Genomic DNA, 17,724 nt, shown 5'->3' with positions numbered 1-17,724 from the left:
AAATCCGCTTGAATACGGATTTTTTGCTTTAAAATGAAAAATTTTGAGCTTTTAAAGCTTAAAACACTGTCTAAAAGGTGGCGAAAGATACTTTTTGCTGAATTTTTAATAAGTTTGTCTGAATTTTTACGTGAGAAAATCTGATAATTCGATATTTTTCACGTAAAAAATGAACTTTTTTAGATTTTTCAAAAAAAAATAACACATTTTTTATAACATAATGTGGACATAAAATTTGCAAAACTGTGGACAATAATGTATATTACTATTAGTAACTCTTTCTAATAAAAGGAGATGTCCGATTAAATCGGGCATGACAATCACAAGTTCAGACCTCAAAGGGGCGAAACCCCGACCTCATAGTTTATAGCCTAATGATCAATATTTTTGAATATCTGAATTACCGCGAATTTTTGAAAGACGCCTACGAAGAGCGCCATGCAAGCGATTGGCGTTTTAGCCATCGTTTTATTGCCGAAAAAGCGGGCTTCGATTCATCGATGTTCAATAAGATCTTGCAGGGCAAGCGCAATTTGACCGACCGCATTGTCGAAGTTTTTGCGTCTATCTTTTGCAGTGACGAACGCGAAAAAGCGTACTTTGCAAACATGGTTGCTTTTAACCAGGCGAAAACGCATACCGAAAGCCGTCAATTCCTGGAAAAGCTTGTCGCGTCCAAGGAGTGCAAGGTTGAAAACTTGGCGAAGGACCAGTTTGAATATTTTGACCATTGGTACCATGCTGTCGTTCGTGAACTTGTGACGTTTTACCCGTATGTGGGGGACGATGCCGCTTTGGGCCTTATGGTACGCCCGCCGATTTCTGCAAGCCAGGTAAAGTCTTCGATTGCGCTTTTGGAACGCTTGTCGATGATCAAGAAAAACGAGCAAACAGGATTTTATGAACAAACGCAAGGTCTTGTTTCTAGTGGTTTTGAATCGTACAATACAGCGGTAAACGCTTACATCCAGCAGAATTTAGATGTGGCGCAAACGGCGATGGACCGCTTTGATCGCGGTGAACGCAATCTTTCGACGCTCGCATTTGGTTGTGACGAAACGACTTATAAAGAGCTTGTCGAAATGGTGCGCAGGTTCCGTCGCGAAGTGCTTGCTAAAGTAGGTGCGTGTCAAAAGCCGAATCGCGTTTTCCAGCTCGGCATGCAACTTTTCCCGCTTTCGGACCCGTATCCGCCACCGCAGAGGCGTGGGCGCAAACGCCGCATTCGTGGTGCCGAAATACAGAATGCTTCTCGTGAAATTGCGGATGAATCTCGCGAACCTGCCGAAGTTCAAGGGGGCAATCATGAAAACTAGTTTGATGACGATTGCTCAAATGCGCTTGCTTGCTTGGCTTGGAGTTTTTGCGTTGGCTTTGACGGCGTGCACCGAAAGAAACGTTGCTGGTGGCACCGAAGCCGAGTCAACTATTGCTTTGTACATACAAATGGCGGATGGAACGCCCGCTTCAACGGCGCGCGTTCGCATTTTGCCTGATGACTACCTTTCTAGCGGCCCTGCGGAACAAACTTGGAACGAAACAGATGAGGATGGGCAGGTTTCGTTTGATGTCCGTAACGGCCGCTATACCATTGAAGCGCGTAACGTGAGTGAATCTAAGGCTTCGGGTGCTGTGCATTCTATAGCGCTTGATGCCAAGGCCGATTCCAAGGTTGATACCATCAAGTTGGGCGAACTAACGTCTATTGAAGGCTATGTAGTCCTTGGTGAATCGCCTGTTGTCCGCGTGGCGGGTCTTGACCGTTATGTTGTTCCTGATAGTACAGGGCATTTTGTAATTGACTCGCTTCCGCAGGGGAGTTTCGATGTGCAAATTGGCGACCCGGAGGAAGTCCATTCGACGACGGTCCAATCCAATGCAGGGGATACTTTGTTTGTTGACGGCTCCGATGTGGCTTCGGACATCAAGGTCGTAAAGCCTGAAATCGCAACAGCAACAGAATATCCCGAGAGCGACTGGAGTGCTCATGAAGCCTTGCTCAAACAAATTCAAGGCTATGCAGTTGGAACGCTTGGTGCTACTGGAAAAACCGACAGCACGGGAAAAATTGAGAAAGTGGAAGGCGAAGTTTGCATTGTCACGACAACTGAAGATTTAATTGATGTTGTCGACTCTTCAAAGGTGGATTCGTTGGGAAATTACGGAACTAAGGTCGCCTTGTCCCAGGGCTCTTTCCGTGAATGCGCCGAGAAGGATACTCCAGTCTGGATTCTCTTTGAAAAAGATGGAACGTACAATTTGCGTTCGCCATTGCGCATAAAGTCTGATAAAACTGTGGATGGTCGTGGGCGTGATATTCGCATTACGGGCATGGGGGTTTTGACAAATGAATCGTCCAATCTTATTTTTGAAAACTTGACTTTTACGGCGCCTGCGATAACAGCTCATGATACAACAAGCCGTCGCGCTCTCTCGATTCATAACCGCACGCACCATGTCTGGGTGGACCATTGCACGTTTGAAGAGTATCCGCTAATCTTGGTTGATGTCAAGCGAGGCTCGAATGCGGTCACGCTTTCGTGGAACCGTTTTGAAAATGCACAGTCAGGCATTTTATTTGGGCTGGAACCGGACCTTTTCGTTGATTCAGCACAGACGTTGACTTTGCATCACAATTACTTCTCGAACTTGGAACTTCGAGGCGTGCTTGCGCGTCGTGGTAAAATCCACGCCTACAACAATTTCATTTACGGCGTGGGCGATGCCGGAATGGAATGTTCTGATTATGCGGCTTGCTACATCGAGGGCAATGTCTACAATAACGATGTGCCAGTTCGGGGATATCGCCTGAAAAACGAAGATGGCGCGCCGGATGAATCGACGGTTGGATTTGTTTACATGGATTCGAATACGTTTGGTCGTGGTGGCGAGGAACTTGCTGGCGATGCCCAGGGCTATAAGCCCGATTACAAGGTTTCTGTTGATGAAGCTGGTGCAGAACTTGCCGTTCGTGTGAAAAACGAAGCCGGTCCCCGGTAGAATCTTGCTAAGCCGGGCGTTACGGGCTGGCGTTTGAAGCCCGTAGAGGGGGTGGAGAGTAACAACGTGCGAACCAGGGGGATACATCCCCCTTCCATAAAAAAACTGCGCTTTGCGCTAGTTTTAAGAAAAATCTCTCGTCTCTCGTCCCTCGTCTCTCGTCTAAAAAAGCTATATTTGGGACGCGAACTTTAAAGGAGCTATAATGCTTAAATCTACATTGCAACAGACCGATCCGGAAATCTATAACATCATCCAGAAGGAAGCCGAACGCCAGGAATATGGTATCGAACTTATCGCTTCTGAAAACTACACTTCCAAGGCTGTGATGGAAGCCATGGGTTCTGTTCTCACGAACAAGTACAGTGAAGGTTACGTTGGCAAGCGCTACTACGGTGGTAACGAAGTTATCGACGAAATGGAAGCTCTCGCTATCGATCGTTGCAAGAAGCTCTTTGGTTGCGACCATGTGAACATTCAGCCGCTTTCCGGTTCTCCGGCTAACGCTGCTGTCTACTTCGCCGTTCTCAAACCGGGTGACAAGGTCCTCGGCCTCAAGCTCGACCACGGTGGACACCTTTCTCACGGTCATCCGGTGAACTTCTCCGGTATGCTCTACAACTTCGTGCAGTACGAAGTCGATAAGGAAACTGGTCGCATCGACATGGACAAGGTCCGCGAAATTGCTCTCCGCGAAAAGCCGAAGATGATCCTCGCTGGTTTCTCTGCTTACAGCCGTAACCTCGACTGGAAGCGCTTCAAGGAAATTGCAGACGAAGTTGGCGCTCTCACGATGGCTGACATTTCTCACATTGCTGGCCTCATCGCCGGTAAGGCAATCGAATCTCCGGTGCCGTACTTCGACATCGTGACGACCACGACCCACAAGACTCTCCGTGGCCCGCGTTCCGCAATCATCATGTGCAAGGACCGCACCATCCAGAAGATGGTGAAGGGCGAACTCAAGGAAGTTTCTTTGGCCAAGGAAATCGACAAGGGCGTGTTCCCGGGCATGCAGGGTGGTCCGCATGACCACATCAACGCCGGTAAGGCCGTTGCATTCCTCGAAGCTTTGCAACCGGAATTCCAGACCTACGCGAAGAACGTCATCAAGAACGCTCAGGCTCTCTGCGCCGAAATGCAGAAGCTCGGCTACAAGGTCATCAGCGATGGCACCGACAACCACCTCATCGTTGTCGATATGACTTCTAAGGGCGTTTCCGGTAAGGAAGCCGAAGTCGCTATGGAAAAGGTCGGCATCTCCTGCAGCCGTTCCACGATTCCGTTCGATCCGCGCAAGCCGATGGACCCGTCCGGTGTTCGTCTCGGTACTGCTGCTATCACGACCCGTGGCTTCGACGAAGAAGACACCCGCGAAGTGGCTCGCATTATCGACCGCGCTATCCAGGCTAAGGACGACGAAGCTGGTCTCGCCAAGATCCGCGAAGACATCGTCGCTCTCTGCAAGAAGCACCCGCTTTATAAGTAGTGGCTAGTAAACAGTGGTTAGTGGTTAGGAATTGCTGCTGGACACTGCTGTTAGATGGCACCTTCGGTGCGAAAGATTAAAAGGCGACCCGTTAAAAACGGGCCGCTTTTTGCATTTGTGTCATACGGAAGCTTTACTCACGACTGTCATTCTGGAGCCACGCAGTGGCGATAGAATCCAAACAAGTGTTGTCTGTAGAGGACACTTTGCAAAGCTCGCCCTTTTTTTGTGTGATTTTGTACGCTTCCCGTTTTAGATTTATCCCCAAAAAAGGTGTCGGGATGTTGAAAAAATATGTGTTAGGGCTGTTTCTAGGCATTACGGCTGCTTTTGCAAGCGGCCAACAAAAAACAATTGCTTTCTTTACTCCGTGGTCGAATACGAATGCTGTCCTTTATATGGGCGGCGATTCTGTAGCCACCATGACTTCGCTTGAAAATTACTGCGGGTGGTTCAAGGCTACGGTAGATGCCCCTGAAAGCGATTTCAAGGTTTACTTTAAACAGACCGTCGGATTTAATTATGTCGGCGCCGAAGGCTTGGTCTCGACGGAACCGACTATGGCGACTGAAATTGCGCTTGATTCTGTGATGGCCCTTTCGGATACGATTTGGGTTCAAGGCTACAAGACGGATGTGCCCGCGCTATTTTCGAAATATCCTGGCGTTCTTGGCGATTGCCCGCTAAAGAAAATTCCTGTGACTGTTTACGACTGGCTTCATGGAACTAAGGGCGATGGAGACGGTAGCGGTAAAAATGGCGACCCGGCAAACGGTGTGAGCGCTGATTTTGGGTCGGGTGGATGCTCTGGCAAATCGAAGGCTGTGACGGGCATGGTCGAATACAATCTCGGTCCAAACGGCGTTCCTGTTCGTGCAAATCCGTTCCCGGAAAACTGCAAGATTACGGATCATTTGGATAGCTGGTTCTTGCCACAGGTTATCGGCATGGATACTGCGGGTAACGAGTACACCAATATGACTTGCCGCGACCTTTATGTTTCTTTGGACGATGATGGATTTTGGCTTGCAGAAGTGTCGAAAGACCGCATATCGGAAGGCAACGAAAAGAATTCAGATGGCATGTTCCTACTGGATGATTTTGAATATCTCGATGATGCAAAGACCGTTCCGAATCCTTATTTTGACCAACTTAAGGGAACAAAAATCGGCAAGCATAATTTTGGCTATACTGCAAAAATTCAGGCGACCTTTGAATATGTTCCAGGGCAGTATTTTGATTTTTATGGAGACGATGACGTTTGGGTGTTTATTGATAATCGATTGGCTGTAGATATCGGTGGCCAGCACGCCCAAGTGGCGGGTGCCGTGGATCTCGATACGATTGGTCAAAATACTGGGAACAAGCTTGTTCCTGGAAAGACTTATGATTTCCACATCTTTTACGTTGAACGCCATACGGGTTCCTCGAATTTCCGCATGCGCACCTCCATTGACTTGCATGTGGATGCGTCGATTTTCTTGACGTCTGATAATCGCAATGAAGGAAAGCGTTTTGAAATTTGGCAAATCAATAAGAAAAATAAGCTGTCTTGCAATTACGATGCAAATTCAACGGAACTGGATACGATTGGAGGCGTCTCTACGTTTACTCTCACCGGCGGAAATCTTGCAGGACCTGAAATTCTTGATGTCGGAACGCATTACGAAGGCATCGTAATTACAAGCGATTCGACATTCTACATTGACTCGGCGGCGATTGTGTCGAATGTTGCCCTTGCTCCTGGTCATTACTTCTTGGAAATTACGTTGAAGGCAGATCCCAGCCAAAAGACTAAAGTTGAAATTACGGTTCCCTCTTATGCGGTGCCAAGCGTTGCTTTTATGAAGACGGATTGGACTATTCTCGGGAAAAATGTTTCTGGCGATACGGCGCAAATTGGCGAATGGGCGTATGCGACCTATCAAGTGAATATTGCCTTCTTTGAAGAATGGGCGAAGGTCAACAATTACAATCGAAAGATAAATCTATCATTCTCCGATGTGAATATTGATATTTTGGATACTGTGGACGGAAATAAAATCAATGCTGTGAATTTGGATGCAAATGGAAAAGCAACATTCTTTGTCCGTGCTAATGCGCCTGTGTCGGGCGTGACGCTTACGGCGAAGGGTGCTGCTGCAGGTGTGTCCGTGTGGACGGACCTTGTGTTTGCGGCTCCGCCGGTTCCCCGCGTGTCAAATGCCATTGCGATTGACCGAAACGGTGATGGTCGTGCCGATAGTTTGTATGTGCATTTTGATAAATCTCTCAAGCAAAAGAGCAAACTCGATTCTATCCAGTTTACTTTTGGGGAATCGTTTAATACGACTTCCAAGTTTACGATTGTCAATGAAAATGATATTGTAATTACGGCTGAAAACTTGACTCCGCAAAATTGCTCTGGGGATGTGTGCGGCTTTGGAAGCAAGGTCTTTACAGGGGGCACCTCGGACGTTTATGTCGGAAGTTTAAACAATTGGTTTACCTATGAAGACAAAGGAAAGACTGGTCGCTTCTATATGGAAAATGAACCCATTGCTGATGGGGTCGGGCCTGTTATTCTTACGGCTGTAAAATCAAAAAATAATAATGGAAATGTAATGCTCTTGCTTACTTTCAGCGAAACCGTGTCCGATGAATCCAAAAAGAATTTTGTACAAATGTTCGATTTCCTCTGTGTACGTTCAGGAGAAAATCGTACTCCTGAAAATCCGATGCTGCAAGGAGGGACTGATAAAACCATGTTGCTCATTTACGAGGCGACTGCAAAAGATGCGGTGCTCCCGACTAGTGGTGATCGCGTTCGTTTTACCGTTGATGGAATTGTTACGGACCTTGCACAAAATAAGGCCCATAAAGAGAACCCTTGGGTTGTCATAGCCGGGGATCAGGAACTTTCTCTTGAAAGTCCCAATGTGGTACTGATTGGCGAAGATCCTTATGATATCATCAAGAAGGATTCCGTTACACAGGCTCTGCTTATTCCTAACACAGCGCAGAATGCTCAGGAAATAGGGGATTCTCTTGGCGTTCAGGGAAGTCTTGTCGATTTCGATGTCTCGAAAATTATGATTGAACAGACTCAGACTGCAGTGAATCATCTTGATGCGTTTATTGAATCTCGAATTGATAATACGGTCCACTACGACACCACCGTTACAAGCATCAGCGAAGAAGAAGCTCTTGTGCAACTTTTTAACGACATCCGTACCGTAGTTGTGGATACGTCTTACGGGTTTAGCGAAGAGACGGTCAACGGGATTTTAGACGGAGCTATAAACGAGGGTAATTATAAATTAATAGTTCGACCGGAAGACCAGGCGCTTATCGCGACGATGGTCGAAGCGAATGTTGATGCGAGCCGCGATACCACCATTGCGATAGATGAAATTTTATCTGTAACGCAGACAGACTTGTTCGATGCAATTCGACAAGGAAAAATGGATAGAGAACTTTTGCAAGCCGGTGTAAGCCAAGAACTGATTGATGCCATAAAAAATGGCGATGTAAATGAATTCAATATCGGTGAATATCGCAGTGGCGAAAAAACTGTAATTTCGGGTGATGATGTTGAACTTTATTACCATACGCGGTATTTCAGTCACTTGGGAGAATTTGTTGGAGATTATTCCAGTTCAATTAAATGTTCGGATCGTGATTTATATGGAGAAGAAGGTTGCTTAAAAACCAAGGGAAGAATTTTCCTAGCTTGGAATATGCGCTCTAATAATGGCCGTTTAGTGGGCACCGGAGTTTATATCGAACGCCTTGAAATCAAGGTTATCGTGAACGGGAAAAAAAATATACACCAGGTTCGGGATAAATTGATGGGCGTACGCCGTAAAGGTGGCGCGTTGTCTCATAAAAATAGTCTTTGAAATTGAAGCATATACAACACCCACAGACTCCAAATGCGCAGACTCGAAAGAGCCTGCGTTTTGCAATTCAGGGTGCTTTTAGCATTTTGTCAATGTTTTTTGTAACGTAGTTTGTTCTCTTTACCTTAAAAGAGGGTATTTTCATGCATAGAAAAATGTATGGGAGATATGTATGGAATGTTTAAAATTATCCTTTGCTGCGCTTTCTTTGGCCGCTGTTTCGGCTTTTGCTGGCCCGATTACAACGGTTCCCTGGAATGGGCACCCGGGGGCGGCGTCTTTCACATTCGATGACGGTCTGCACTCGCAGACGAACAACCTGACCTTCTTGGACAATATGCCGGATGTGACGGTGACATTCTTTGTTTGTACCAACACGATGGGCTTTGGTAGCAATACGCAACCTCATTTGAATTATGCAAAGAAGGGGCATGAGATTGGGAACCATACGGCGGCTCATAAGAACTTGACGCAGAACGCCGACTTGAATTCGGAAATTAGTGGTGCGGCCTCGAAACTGCGTGGTATGGGCTTGGAAGCGACATCTTTGGCGACTCCGTATTGCGCGCAGAATCAGACAGTCAAGAATGCGATTAACAAGGAACATTTCATTAGCCGCGGGTGCGGCGGTTCTGGCCTTACGGGCTGGGATACGGAACCTGATTGGATGCAGATTGATTCCCACTATTGGCAACAGAATGGAAGTACGGTGTCGGCATTCAAGAGCAGTGCGGACCAGGCGGCAAGCCAGAGCAAGTGGCACGTGCAACTGAACCATGGCGTAGGTGCTGACTGGGACGTGATTTCTGCCGCCGACATCAAGACGCTTATTGAGTACGCGGTCAGCAAGAAGTTGTGGGTGGCGAGCTTCTCGACGGTGGGGGCGTATTTGCGTGCTCACTTCACCATTGACAAGGCGGCCGCAACGAACACCGCAAACGGTTTTACAGTCAAGTGGACGTCTCCGCATGCGCATATGCCAAAGAGTGTGCCGCTTCGCGTAAAGATTCAGGGCGCGCAGGGCAAGACTGTAAGCCAGAAGGGCAAAGAGGTCAAGCCGAATTCCGATGGTACTTACACGATTGAATTCATGGCGCTTGAACTTGAAGTTTCTGGCGAGGCGCTATCCTCCAGCTCTTCAAAACAGGTGAAATCTAGTTCTTCGTCCGTGGTTTTGTCCAGCTCTTCAAAACTTGCTGAATCGAGCTCTTCTGCGCCTTCGTCGAGTTCCATGCAGTCTTCAAGTTCCTCGGAAACAAATGGTATTGCACCGCGTATTGCTTTTGAAAGTGGCGCGGTTATGGTTCACTGTCAAGTGTTCGATGCGAATGGACAACTGATGATGTCGAAAAATGTAATGGCAGGGTCGGCTAGCGAAGCCTGGAATAACGTTAAGGCAGGACTTATGAATGGTGTTTATTTCATGCGTTATGGCAAGATTGATGGTCGTAATACACAAATTATTCAAGTCAGAAAATGACGTTTTCTTTTGCTAGAAGAACTTGGTTGCAAACTTCGTTCGCAAATAAGCGCAAGCCTCCATCGCTGGGGGCTTTTTTGGCGTGAAAAATAGACTTCCTACTTCCTACTTCCTACTTCCTACTTAAAATGAAAAACTATCTTTGTATTATAAACACGAGGTTTTATGCAGTCCTGGACCGAAATCAAGAATATTGAAAACCCCACAGAAGAACAACAGCTTGAAGCGATTAAGCTGAACTGGTATGCCATCAGTCTCATCCAGAACCCGACTGAAACAGTGCAAAAGGCTGCATTTGAAAAAAATGAGCAGGCCATTCTTTACGTGAAGTGCGGTCCGTGCGAAGCTTTGAAGCAGGCGCTTAACGCTATGGACGAGGCTAAGTTCCTCGCCGCATTCAAGGCTGAACCGAACTTGCTCAAGTTTATCACGAATCCCGCTCTTCTCAAGGTTGCTGTGTCGCAGGATTGGCGCATCGTCCGTAAAATCGATGGAGCCTCCGATGAACTTTGGGCCGAGGCCGTTCGTCAGAGTGCGGACGCTTTGAAATTTGTTCACAATGCAGGCGAAAAAGTGCTCGTTGCTGCTGTGGAACGTGACTGGAAGTACATTCAGGAAATCGAAGTCCCGACGGCGGCTGTCGTTGTGGCTGCGGTCAAGCAGGACTACCATGCATTTGAATACGTGAGCATTCGTCGCCGTACTGAACCGGTGCAGCTCGCCGCTGTCCGCACGGACTGGCGTTGCATCCAGTACTTGCAGCGTGCTAGCGAAAAGGTGCAGATGGAAGCGGTCAAGGCTTCTAAGGATGCCCTCAAGCTGATTAAGAATCCGGCTCCTGCTGTCAAGGAATTCTGCGCGTGATTGAGCTTGATTCGGTAACATTCCGTTATCCGAAATCCACGGCAGATGCTCTGTCTAATATTTCTCTCAATATCCCGCAAGGGAGCTTTTTTGCGCTGATTGGCCCGAATGGCGCTGGCAAGACGACTTTGTTGCGCTTGCTTTGTGGACGTCTAGGCGCATTCAAAGGCTCTGTCAAAATTGACGAGTCCTTGCGCAATTCTGCGGGATTTCTGAATGCCGAAAAGTACGGTGTGCTTCTCGAAAATCCGGGTGTTTATCCGAAACTTTCCATCAAGGAATACCTCCAGTATTTTACAGGTTTTTATGGCTTTGGCGCAGAGGTTTGGCGCGAAAATGGTGCGATGCTGGAACGTTGCAAGTCTTTTGCTGAACGCCTCAAATTGCCGCCTCTCGATAAGCGCTTGGAAACGCTCTCGCTTGGGAACCGCCAAAAGGTGCAGATTGTCCGTGCGCTTTTGCATAGCCCGAAGCTTTTGATTCTCGACGAGCCTGTTGCAAATCTCGACCCGATTTCAAGAGATACGGTCTGGCAACTGCTCGACGAATGGCGCAAAAAAGAAAACGGAATAGCGATTGTCTGCTCGCACGTGCTTGCTGAAATGGACCAGTGGGCGACTTATTATGCCATTATTGACTGCGGTCGAGTATTGAAAAGTGGGCGAGTCGCCGATGTCGGAGCCGATACCACATCGTTTAAGATAAATGCAGCTGGCGCAACTCTAGAACAAATTCGTGCTGCTCTTGATGCTGCTGGCATCTCCGCAGACGTTAATCTTGAACACACAAGCCTTTCAAAGCTTTATCGTTCAATTATTCAGTAAATTCCTAATTTCGGCGGTCTTCTACCAGCTGCTGCGCAGCCATTTTAGAATGCCTGCGACAAGTCGAAGGCGAAACGTCCCCATTTAAATCTGGTGGAGTTCTTCTTGCTTTCGTCTACGCTTGTAAGCCCTGTGATAATTGCATAGTCCAGGCGGAATGTCAGGAATTGCCAATGATAGCGGATGCCAAGACCAAGGCTTCCCTCTTGCGATGAATTGAATTGGTCATCTTTCATGTCCATGACTTTCGCCCAGTCAAAGAATTGCACGATTTGCCAAGCTCTCAAAGATTTCCATGGCAACGTCCAGCGCAATTCCTCGTTGATGCGGAAATACATTGGCGTGAGTGCAGTGTTGGTGACTTCTTTAGTCGTATCCTTTGTAACTACAGAACCATCTTCATCTTTTGTCGTGATTGTAGTCGGAACTTCTGAAGTGTAGCTCGCGTAAATGCTGCGGAAACGGTAACCGCGTACAGAACGGGAACCACCTTGATAGAACACGCGGGCGTCATCTTCGATGGCTGTGTTGAAAAATCTGCCGACACTGCCACTTAATGCTCCGTATAGCGTCCAAAACAGCGGCATGTACAGGTTGACTGTCGCTTCGCCATAAGTGTAAATGTGTCCGTCTTCGTAGTCGTTCTTTCCGCTAAAGTTCGTGCCAAAACCCGCCGTGGGGAACACACGAATACCTTTTGTCGGATTGAAGTAGTCGTTGGTGTAGTCGAACGTCAAACCGATTTCGCCTTTGAGCTTGAAAAGCTTGTCTTCGTTTTTATTCACGTATCGAGTATCAATAGTACCGCGGAATCTGATGTTGTTCGTGATGCCGAATGTCAGGTCACCGCGGTTGATGATTTCGTAACGCTCTTCAATACTGTCTGGGTAAGCGGGCGGGTTAATCTTTTCGTGGTTGAAAGAAAGTCGGTCTACAAAACGGATAGCCGTCGGGATGAACGTGAATGCTGTTCCGAACAAGAGCGGGTTTGCGTATCCGAGCGTGATTTCTTGCTTGTGCTGTGCAATCTGAACGCTTGTCGAAAATTCATTGAACTTTCCAAAGAAGTTCTTGTGGTCGGCATAAGCCATGGCGCCGAAACCGTAGATTTCTTCAAAGAAAAATCCGTAGCGCGCTTCGCCCGGCACACGTTCGATCACATCGAGGTGAACGTCCGAAAGCCCGTCTTCACGAAGTGAATCGTTCAGCTTGACTTGCGTAAACAACTGCGTTGAATAGAGCTTGCTCTTGAAGTTGAAATACTGGTTACCGTCGATGATTTCACCTTTAGGGATTCGCCAAAGTGAAGAAAGCCAGGATGTGTCTGTCAGCCCTTGCTCGGGTGTCTGGTTCTTTTCGTTCTTGTTGATGACGCGTTGCGTGGTGGTGATGACGTTACCCATCAAGACTTTAGGGCCGGGGTTCACATTGATGATGACGTTGATCTGTTTTGCCGTTGTATCGACATGTTCTTCGGACGAAATATAAACGTGCAAGTTACCTTGTTTGCGATATGCTTTCTGGACTTCTTGCAAGTCTTCGGAAATGTCGTCCTGGTTGTAATATCTGTGCTTTGTAATCTTCAGAGATGCTAAATCTATAGGGATGGGTTCATCGCCGGCAGAAATGATTTTGGCATCGTTGAATTTATAGCATTCGCCTTCGCTTACAGTAATATCGTAGTTGCGCTGGATGTTTCCGTTCGAAAGCGGTTCACGATTGATTTCCAATTTCAAGTCGAGACTGAAGTATCCACGGGAATAATAAAGGGCTTTTATGTTTTCCGAAGAAAGGCGCATCAAAAAGTCTTGCTTGATGGTGTCGAGCTGTCCAAATTCATCGGGAATGTCAAGCTGTTCGTTTAACTGGAACTTCGAGAAAATCTTATTGCCTTCGATGGAAACAGACCAAGGACTTTTGTCATCGTTATCCGCAAATGCAATCGACGAAAAAAACAATAATGCACAAATCAATAAAATCATTTTGCTTTCTCCGTGGACTTCGTATCGCTAGGCTTTTTGTTACCAAACTTTTTAAAAGTAGTGGAATCGAAAACGTCCGTATCGTTCGGCTGGCGCATCGCTCTTGGCGGGCGGACCGTTTCGCAGTGCCCGATACCTAAAATACAGGGGTTCCAGAACTTGTATGTGTAGTTGATGCCGATGTTCTTTTCGACACGACTTTCGTTGTTACTTTCTGTACCAGAGTTCGATGTGTATTGCTTCGAAATCAAAAGACCGTTCAAGGATAACGTTGGCGAGAAATGGTTCTTGTGCGAGTATTCCTTGTCCTGGAATACTGGGAGCGTGTAGGTAGCGCCAAATTGCAATGCCTGTTCGTAAACCGGGTCTATACTCTGGTCTTGCGTGTAACCGAAAATGAGGCTCAAGTTCTTGACCCAGCGATCCAAAGAAATCGGAACCTTGACGTACGAAGAGTCCTTGTCGTTGGCAGAGTTGTCGAAGAGCATCACCTTCATGTCGATATCGCCAATGTAGTCACCGCCCAAGGTCTTGTTTGCTGTAGAAGAAATGACTTTACCGATTGCCTTGCCGGCAAGCTTGTTCCAGTCTGCAGAAACGCCATCCTCTGTAGCGACGCATCCAAGGAATATGTTGCGGTACGTATCTGCAGCGGTCGATTCTGTTCCGCAGTTGGAACTCGGCATCGGTTGCGGGTTGGTAATGGTTCCTTGAATATCAAAGTTAATCGGGCAGGTTTCTTTGTCCTTGTCCTCTTGTTCAGTGCAGTAGGGGAGTTCCTGCGAACTAGAAACGTCGATAATGCCTTGCTGCCAAGGAACATCGTTCCACGAGAGATTGAAGCTGCTGAGTTCGAATTCGTAAATGTCCTTAACGCCGATGAAACCGTTATCCGCGTTGGTCACGTCGCCGCGTAAGAGAGGTCTTGTCGTCGTGCCGAGCACCCAAATATCAAGCGTGAGCGGGAAAGAGGCAAACGGCGAGATGATTTCGACGGAGTCGCTCTGGGAATCGCTGATGTGGAACGACAAGTCGATGGGGCTCGATACAGAAATCTTGGCTTCGGTCTTTTCTTTATTGCGGAGGTTGGCAATAGCGTTATTGAAGAGCGTTAGCACCTTGTCGAGAGAACTTGGCGTAATCTCGATATCCAAATCCTTTCTATAGACGAGCTTATCGATAATGAAGTTGCCGTTGATGCTCTTGTTCTTAATCTGTCTGTCTTGCGTATGCGGAATGTTGAGCGTAAGATCGCTTTTGCCTTTCAGGTTTGCTGTACCGAATGTTTCATCATTAAATTTGTATAGAATCAGAGGGAAGTTCGCGACGAGGGACATCTGTTCTTCGGAATCTTCCAAGTGGCTAGTGACATTTTTCAAGATGACTGTGTGGTTGTCCGTTTCGAGCGTGTAACTGTCGGTGCTGATATCAAGCGCTTCGAGCCTCATGGTTCTCAAATCGTAAAGCAAGGTAGCGAGAATCAAGTCGCCGCGATCGTTCTGCGTCGAAATTTCGTTGATGGCGAGCACGCCGTCTTTGAGGTCGCCTCTCACGCGGAGCGGGAAGTCCATCGGGAGTGTCCCGTAACGGACAATGGTAGAATCTGACCAGAGCGTTGCTGCGATTCCCGGTAAGCCTTCACGGAGTTTCGCCTGAATGTTGATTCTCATATCGGTCTTGTCAATTTCGGCACGGGTTTCTGGGATAAGCCATATGCCACCGAGATTGATTACACCTAAGAAGTCGAGGTCGTTATTGATGGAGCCTTTACCATTAATGAAGCCTCCGTTCGGGCTTGTGTAGGTCAGGCTGACAAGCCTATTGTCATCGAAAATGTTGTCTACAACAATATTTGTAACACCTGTCCAGACGCCATTCATGATGTCGAAGTTGGTAAGCAATTCAATCTTGTTTTTCTTTGCCGAAACGTTCAGTTGCTTGAGGTTCAAGAGTTCTGGAGGAATGTTGGTAAACTTCAAGTCCTTGAATTCGATATTGCCGAGCATGCCTGATTCTTCATTAAACGAAATCTCACCGTTGAAGCTACCGGAAGAAAGCGTCGTGTCGCCAAGCGGTTCCAAAAGAATCGGCAAGTTGAAGTCTTCTGCTGAAGCCCAGGAATGCAAAACTTGGATGGGGAGCACAGCGGTAGGCTTGAAGTCCGGGTTCGAATCGTTAGGCAATACGAACGAAGCCTTCATGGCAACCTTGTTGCTGTTGTGCGTGAAAACCGCTGTATCGACAATTACGGTATCGCCAATTTCTCTAATCTTAGTGTGTCCGTGCACGATAAACGGTTCCACATTGCCGTCTATATCGAGCTCAGCTTCGCCGACACGGGAATCGAGATTGTAGTCAATGGTGCCAGTGACTGTGCCCTTGAGCTTGTCGTTCAGTTCAATGTCCGAGAGGGGGAGTGTCGATATTTCTGCATGGTCTACCCGAGCCCAGACGAGGAGTGAATCGCCAAGGTGGACAACCGTTTCGGCTGTACCTCCGTTCTTTTGCGTGAGTTTCCAAGAAGTGTGGAGCGTCGGCTCGTGGAAATCGACATCGCCTGTAATGGCAAATTCCTCGTTTGGCGTGAATACGGTCACTTTCGGGAACTCGATGTAATTGCGGTTGAGGTCGAGGACCAAGTGCAGGCGGAGGGAGTCTGCCTTCAGGTGGTAAGCGTTGACGATGGAGTCTGCCTTCAGGTAAGCGCGCAATTTGTTGTTCTGGAACGACCCGATGAGCTTGGGATTACGTCCGAGTTCGACATTCCCCTTAACCCAGTCCAGCGCCCAAGGTTCTGTTGCGGCGAGGTTAGCAGCGAAGAATACCTTGAGACTGTCCTTGGTCTTGATTCGCGTTCTGATGACGGAGCCTTCGCGGGTTTCAATGGAGGCTTCGATGTCGTCACCTGTTTTTGTAATCGACTGGATGTCCATGTCCATCGGCATCATCTGCGGCCCGTACATGGCGCTCATGTATGCAATTTCACCGGAAAAGTCAAAGTCCAGCTTGTCGTTGATCACACCGTCGAGATTGATGTGTCCGCCTTCGTTATTGCGGAATACGGACTCGATGTTGGTGTGTTTCGGGCTTCCGTTGACCTTAATGGTGGCATCAAGCGGCAAGAACGGCCAAACTTCTCCGATGTGCGTCTTGAGCGTAAAATTGTACTGGAACGTTTTTTTGGTAAGCGATGTCGAAACATTTCCGCTTAGACTCAGGTTGCTTATTCCTGGAACCGCCTTCGGAAGTTTCATCGGGACCCAGCTAAGAGGATCTTTGACGTTCACGTTTGTGGCGACTTTCAACTGGGTCACGTCGCTTTTGGGGGCTGTCGCGTTTATCGTCACGCTGTTGTTCGGTGTCGAAACATTGACGTTTGCGATGACGTTTTTCTGTTCGAAGTCCAAGTCGAGCCGCACGTTGGCGGGCTCAGCGATGTAGCTGCCTTGGATGCTGTCTGCGTTCAGCAGTAAACTTCTTTGACCTTTACTCTTGGCGAGGATATTCTGCGCCTTCCAGCCCATGTCACCCATGGCAAAGTCTAGCTTTCCGACACTGATTTTTACAGGGAGCGGCGTACGCCAGTTGTCGGGAATCGCAAATGCTTCAAGCTTTGTCGTGTCTTTTGCCGTCGGTTGGCTTTTGGTTGTGTCCGGGACCTGGTTTATGGAAACCTCTTTAACATCCAGGGCAACCCCTTTATCCTCTCCTAGAATTGTGATGTCCAGGTGGGGACCACGGACCATGTAGGTCGAAGCTCCCTTTTCAACGAGGATAGAATCGTAATAGTGGTCGAGGAGGTTGTTTTGATGGTGCCCGTAAGGGGTTATTGTTACGTCACCAAACGTGTGCGGGGTCGAGAGGAGCTCTTCAATGGCAAAATGGACATACCAGACGCCTACGGCGATGGCGCCCACAATAGCCGTCGTAATTGCGGCTTTTATAAGGAATATTGATAGAATACTCTTCAAGTGCCCCTAATATAGATAATGTTGGTATTTGTAAAATGAATGCTTACGTGGAACTTACGCTTGAAAGTATATAGGATGTGTAAATTATTATTTATTTAGAATAAAGTAATTTATTGCTAGTCGTTAGTCTATGTTCATTAGATGTTGGTTCATGAATTTCTAAATCATGAGTTAGGAATTCTTGCCATAAAAAACTATTAACTATTGACTAATGACTATTGACTAAATTCTAA

At 47.4% G+C, this 17,724-nt stretch carries 9 protein-coding genes; 7 read left to right on the top strand and 2 right to left on the bottom strand.

All coding sequences use genetic code 11. The annotated features are described in order from the left end of the window. The first annotated feature begins 374 nt into the window (after window positions 1–374). From B9Y77_RS05110 to B9Y77_RS05080, 7 genes are all read left to right on the top strand, one after another. A complete protein-coding gene (locus B9Y77_RS05110) occupies window positions 375–1,316 on the top strand; it encodes a TIGR02147 family protein (protein ID WP_085490720.1) in 942 nt (313 codons plus the stop codon). Further along, entirely contained in the window at window positions 1,306–3,000 is a 1,695-nt protein-coding gene (locus B9Y77_RS05105; RefSeq protein ID WP_176221713.1) for a pectate lyase family protein, read from the top strand. Before B9Y77_RS05110 ends, B9Y77_RS05105 begins: the two co-directional genes overlap by 11 nt. A 205-nt stretch (window positions 3,001–3,205) precedes the next feature. After that, the gene (glyA, locus tag B9Y77_RS05100) at window positions 3,206–4,489 is read left to right on the top strand and encodes a serine hydroxymethyltransferase (protein ID WP_085490718.1); all 1,284 of its coding nucleotides are present in this window, start codon (window positions 3,206–3,208) and stop codon (window positions 4,487–4,489) included. Between the two features lie 281 nt (window positions 4,490–4,770). Then, the gene (locus tag B9Y77_RS05095) at window positions 4,771–8,370 is read left to right on the top strand and encodes a fibro-slime domain-containing protein (protein WP_085490717.1); all 3,600 of its coding nucleotides are present in this window, start codon (window positions 4,771–4,773) and stop codon (window positions 8,368–8,370) included. Window positions 8,371–8,542: 172 nt separating this feature from the next. Then, window positions 8,543–9,850: a polysaccharide deacetylase family protein gene (locus B9Y77_RS05090; protein ID WP_085490716.1), complete on the top strand. Its 1,308-nt coding sequence runs from the start codon at window positions 8,543–8,545 to the stop codon at window positions 9,848–9,850. Between the two features lie 165 nt (window positions 9,851–10,015). Continuing rightward, the gene (locus tag B9Y77_RS05085; protein ID WP_085490715.1) at window positions 10,016–10,714 is read left to right on the top strand and encodes a hypothetical protein; all 699 of its coding nucleotides are present in this window, start codon (window positions 10,016–10,018) and stop codon (window positions 10,712–10,714) included. Then, entirely contained in the window at window positions 10,711–11,538 is an 828-nt protein-coding gene (locus tag B9Y77_RS05080; RefSeq protein ID WP_085490714.1) for an ABC transporter ATP-binding protein, read from the top strand. The genes B9Y77_RS05085 and B9Y77_RS05080 overlap by 4 nt, the downstream gene beginning before the upstream one ends. A gap of 44 nt (window positions 11,539–11,582) precedes the next feature. On the opposite strand, the gene B9Y77_RS05075 is transcribed toward B9Y77_RS05080, so the two are convergent. Continuing rightward, on the bottom strand, window positions 11,583–13,520 hold the full coding sequence (locus tag B9Y77_RS05075) for a BamA/TamA family outer membrane protein (protein ID WP_073423026.1): 1,938 nt from the start codon (window positions 13,518–13,520) through the stop codon (window positions 11,583–11,585). Beyond that, complete coding sequence (locus tag B9Y77_RS05070) at window positions 13,517–17,491, bottom strand: hypothetical protein (RefSeq protein WP_085490713.1); 3,975 nt, start codon at window positions 17,489–17,491, stop codon at window positions 13,517–13,519. Before B9Y77_RS05070 ends, B9Y77_RS05075 begins: the two co-directional genes overlap by 4 nt. Window positions 17,492–17,724: the final 233 nt, after the last annotated feature.

The organism is Fibrobacter sp. UWB13 (genome assembly GCF_900177805.1).
GTDB lineage: Bacteria > Fibrobacterota > Fibrobacteria > Fibrobacterales > Fibrobacteraceae > Fibrobacter.
The sequence above is the reverse complement of the archived record's forward strand: the minus strand, read 5'-3'. Positions and strand labels throughout refer to the sequence as shown.